The sequence below is a fragment of the Streptosporangium sp. NPDC002607 genome (genome assembly GCF_053592655.1).
Genome location: NZ_JBSFWD010000129.1, coordinates 1743 through 6451, shown reverse-complemented (window position 1 = coordinate 6451; position 4709 = coordinate 1743). Strand labels below are relative to the sequence as shown.

General features: G+C 61.1%; 4 protein-coding genes. All 4 read right to left on the bottom strand.

The features are described from left to right. Nucleotides 1–376: 376 nt before the first annotated feature. Nucleotides 377–688: a hypothetical protein gene (locus ACWD3H_RS47305; protein ID WP_451959752.1), complete on the bottom strand. Its 312-nt coding sequence runs from the start codon at nucleotides 686–688 to the stop codon at nucleotides 377–379. 191 nt (nucleotides 689–879) lie between these two features. Further along, complete coding sequence (locus tag ACWD3H_RS47300) at nucleotides 880–2331, bottom strand: DUF4365 domain-containing protein (protein ID WP_451959751.1); 1452 nt, start codon at nucleotides 2329–2331, stop codon at nucleotides 880–882. A gap of 119 nt (nucleotides 2332–2450) precedes the next feature. Next, on the bottom strand, nucleotides 2451–3503 hold the full coding sequence (locus tag ACWD3H_RS47295; protein WP_451959750.1) for an IS110 family transposase: 1053 nt from the start codon (nucleotides 3501–3503) through the stop codon (nucleotides 2451–2453). A 717-nt stretch (nucleotides 3504–4220) separates the two neighbouring features. Then, nucleotides 4221–4709 (bottom strand): hypothetical protein (locus ACWD3H_RS47290; RefSeq protein ID WP_451959749.1); only part of this gene is annotated, 489 nt, incomplete at its 5' end.

The following is a 4709-nucleotide window of genomic DNA, read 5'->3' as shown; positions in this document are numbered from 1 at the left end:
TTCGCGGTCGAGACATCCCTCCATCATTCCAGAAAACGATCTTGACGCTATTCGTCAGAGCCGGGAGCTTGACACTCTACGCAGATCGGATGTCTGCGTAGGCTGAGCCGACGGTTTTACAGCCCGTGGCCGTTCTTCCGGTGACATGACCTCTGACCTGGCGCGCAGCACGTTCACGGCTCCCCTGCCGTCATGATCATTGCACGCATATTGCACGTCACGGCAGACGCGGCCGGAGATCCATCCAGCGATCGATCTGCGTCCTCACCGGCCCCTCCGCCAGCCGATCAGTGATCAGTTCCATGGGGGCGAGGAGGTTCTTGCAGATGCGCAATGCCAAGATCTCATCGCGAGGATGCGCCCACCAGTCCTCCGCTCAGTCGGCCGCCTGCTCCAGGCTCAACGGCAGGGCCTTCAGAACATCCAAGGCCAGCTGATCCGGATCCCACAGCGGATCATCGCCGGGACCGAGGTCAGTGATCAGCAACGCCCGAAGGTTGAAACGGCTCATGTTCGCATTCCAGGTGGGGTAGTCGGCCTGCTCGGCACCGTCGAGAGCCGCGAAGGCGACCCTGGCCCAGATCCGCCGTGTCTCCCCCTCGCCACAATCCTGCGCACAAGCCAGATTGAGCTGCCACGCGCTCAGCCACGAGTTGCTGCAAGCGGCGCCGAACTCGCTACCTTCCATACCGCCCATCATCGTCTCGGAGCAACGCTAGCGGTTTTCAAGAGGACTACGTTCCAAGCAGTGACAGTGCTTCTGACCAGGGCAGAAGAGCTTACCTTGTATTCGCACAATAAAGATCATCCCGTGCATATTCCGCGCTGGCCGGTCGTCGTCATAATGACTAGAGATTGACAGGGCAGCCAAGAGCTCATTTATCCAACCTGATACGACTTCTGCTTTGCCCGAGCGAACTGCTCGGCCGGCCAGAAAGTATCTCCCAGCGACTGCTGCTCAAAACGAATACAGATCGCTCCAGGCGTCTCCTCGGACTTCCAGATATCCGAGATAAGTCGGCCTCGCTCGTTTCCATGACGGCTCAACCAGTAGATCTTGTCTCCCGCCACGAGGTGTCTAGCCGACACGACCTCCCGCCGGGAGGTCAGCCGAGTACTCGGCTGACCTACTCGCGCCGAAAAGCCGTACTCCCCCCACGGTTGGCTCCAGCGCCAGATGATTCGAAACTGCTGCTCGATCGGCAGGGAAGCGGGCCCGACCACGACATCTTTGATGAGGTAGAGGGTGGTGAGCCGCTGGGCTTTGGGAGACATATCATCCCAGGTTTCCCATGAGGCCGAGTGCGCCTCTTTGAGTATGTCAGCATCCGACTGCAATTTTCTGATCTCGTCCAGAACGTTCGGTGCGACATCAGATCCTGACCGCAGGATGCTGAGCGACAAGGCCAGAAGGTCCGGAACTGCTGCAAGGCGGCGATAAATGCATTTAGAAACGTAATCGTTCAGAACCTCAACTTTGGTTGGAGGCTCCTGTCCCGGGACAGCTTCACGCGCCCAATCGGTTGCTCTGAAGCACGCAGCCAGCCACATCGCTTCGGACAGCTCAAGGATGACCCCACCAACCGTGGGCGCAGAGCCATGGCCGGGTAATCCCATTGGTGTGTCGAATCGAAGCATCTCAGGACCAATGTACTCTGGTTTCCAATCGAGATCGCTGTGGAGCAGCGTCGCATATCCTTCTCCTCGGCACTGCCGGAAGATCAGGTCCTCGCCATGGACATTGACGAAGTGCTTCACAATGTCGGAAGACCCAAACTCGACGCCCGCCATCTCACCGAGTCGGATACGAATCGCCTGGTTTCCCCGGTAACGACTCGCATAACCGCGTGCTTGGAAGACGAAGTCGGCCATAGATGCATCGTTTAGAAGGTCCTCGGCACTGATCGCTATAGCCTTCAGGATTCTCCGCTCACGGCGCGCCGAAAGCAGTTGCTGCGTGGCATTGGCCCAATAAAGGTTTTCTGTCTCCGGGTCTTGAACGACACAAATAACCGGCACGTTCCCGTTAGACCATGTGTCACCGTGGCGGCCAACCGGCATGCTGTAGTCACTCTTCCTGCGCCACGAACGACCACCCTTGACCTGAATTTTGATCATATCGCCGGTGAACTGTCTGTTTGCGACGAACGTCACATGCAAGTCTTCGCCGAAGTCATTCTGACCATCGATCTCCTGAACGATGTGATTGTGCCGTTCCAGCAGCGTACGAAGCGCATTGACAGCAGCGCGGCTCGGCTTGCGACTGTCGGGAACTTTGGGCAACTTTCCCCCGCGTAGATCTTGGCCTGCGGAATGACTATAGGTACTCACACCGACAAATCTCCTAAGAACCGGCAAAGAGGGCTCGCGCCTCGGACGTAACGTTGGTAGCCAGAGTCCCCCTTGCTTGTCACGAAGATCCCGACCTCTAGCCTTGAGACGCTCCTATGTCAAGCGACTGCTTGATGGGCTTGCGTCGGAGCGATGTCCCGGGCTTCAATATCGGCGATCATGACGCGATAGACCACATCTGACAGGTGTCGTTTGAGGACGCGCAGGCCGCCTTTGGTGGTGTCGTGGTGGGTTTGCCGGCGGCGTTCCAGCAGTTGGCGGGCGCCGGGGTGGCATCGGCTCTGGGTGAGGGCGATGCGGTGAAGGGCCGCGTTGAGCTGCCGGTTTCCAGCGCGGTTGAGCCGATGGACCTCGCTCTTGCCACTCCAGACCGGTATCGGGGCGGTACCGTTATGCCGGGCGAACGCGGCGGTGGTCCGGAAACGGCGAATGTCACCGATCTCTCCCAGGAGCTTGGCAGCGGTCAGCACGCTGACACCGGTCACGGCCAGGAGCCCGGTCGCAAGGGGCTCGACCAGCGCCTTGAGTTCGGCTTCGACGGCGTTGGCCTGCGTCGACAGCAGGTCGATGTGAGTCAGTTGGGCGCAGGCGACCCGACGGGAGGTGCTCTCGAGCTGGGCGGCCAGCCGGACGCGTGTGGCGCTGTGCGCCAAGGTGCGCCGAGCAGGTGCGAGATCGGGGGCCAGGTCGTGGAGCATCCAGCGGAACCGGTTGATCACCCGGGTGCGTTCCTTGATCAGCGCGTCGCGATGATCGACCAGCAGCCGGATCGGGCGGGTGTGCTCATCCAGCACCGCCAGCGGCAGATCGGCTCTCTCACGCAGGGCCAGGCGGGCGATGGCCAGCGCGTCGATCGGGTCGGATTTGCCGTGCTCACGGCCGCCGCGGCGTTCTGCGGCCATCATCTTGGGCGGTACGGGGATCACCTTCTCGCCGGCGGCCAGCAGGTCGCGGACCAGATTGCCGGCCACATGCCGGACGCCTTCCACTGCCCAGACCCGATCGGTGGTGAGCTTGCCCGCCCAAACCAGCAGCTGCAGATGCCCCTCCCTCCGGGCGGCGACGGTCCGTTCTGCCTTCCTGCGGCCCAGTTCATCCACCGCCACCGCGGTGTGAGTCTGCTTGTGCGGGTCGATGCCGAACACCATCATGGAGATGTCTCCGTTCTTTAGGGGACATCCGGGCCGGGCGGCCGACATATCTCAATTGAGGGATCTACCAGGCTCCTATCAAGTCACGCCGCTCAGCCCGGATAAAGCCGGTGTTCAGGGCTCGTGGACACGTCAGAAGCAAGCCATCACGGCAGATCCGTAGTGAGTCACCCGAGCCCCTCCTCCGACAGTGAGTGTGCGCCGGCGCTCGGCACTGTCAACGTCGTTCGTCCTTGCTGCGCTGCGGGCGCTCCACGTTGACCGCGCGCTCACTCCGGCAGACCGACGGCGTCGAGGAGGAGGTTCGACAAAGGAATGGACCTTTCCGTCCCCTCCCACCGGCCAGCTCGCTGCGGAAGTAAGACTCAGCCTGACATTGAGATCCGTAGGTCCCCAATCAATGTCCAGGACCGTTCGGACCAGTTCACCGCGAAGGCTGCGAGCAGTCCAGTTGTTCAGATCGATCCGCTGATGTTCGCCACCGTCCGCCTCGATGGCTCCCAGGCTGGCTCCCGGAAACAGGCTTGCCAGTGCCTACGTGAGCTACTCATCTTCCTCACAGTGATCCGCTTGGAAGCCCGCCCCGGCCGGTCATCCCGCCGCCGTCCCGCCCCTCTGGGAGCAGGCCAGGCACAGGGATCAAGGTGGAGTACCCTACGTCCGAACGACCTTGACCCCTGTCCCTGTCATCCGCCGACAGTGCTGATTACACCGTGATCATGCGGGCCGATCATTGATCGTTGCGCACCCCACGTTCGCGCTCTCACGCTTGCCGTTCTGGTTCTTGAGCACCCATATGCCCTTTTCGTTGAAGCGGATCCATGCCTCGTCATCGTTAAGTCCCCGTATCCAGCCGGCGGACACACCACCGAATATCCGCACGCCCTTGTCTTGGTCCAGGAACTGGATATACCCCTTGCCTTCGCCTGATCCGTGGACTTGCTTGGTGATCACGTCGTTCACGTCGGCCTTGTCAGCAAACACGGTTCCCCAGGCTTGTCCGGCCCCCTTGCGCACGTTCACGCCTTCCTTGGGGAAGCTGATCCATCCGTCGTCAGCGCTTCTCCCCTGTACCCATTCAGTGTTGATGCCGTTGAGGTCGGCCTTGTCGGCGTGCACGGTTCCCCACGCCCCGCTGCCTTGACGGACATCGAGTCCGTCCTTGGGGAAGGTGATCTTCCCGTCGTCGGTGCTTCTCCCCTGTAC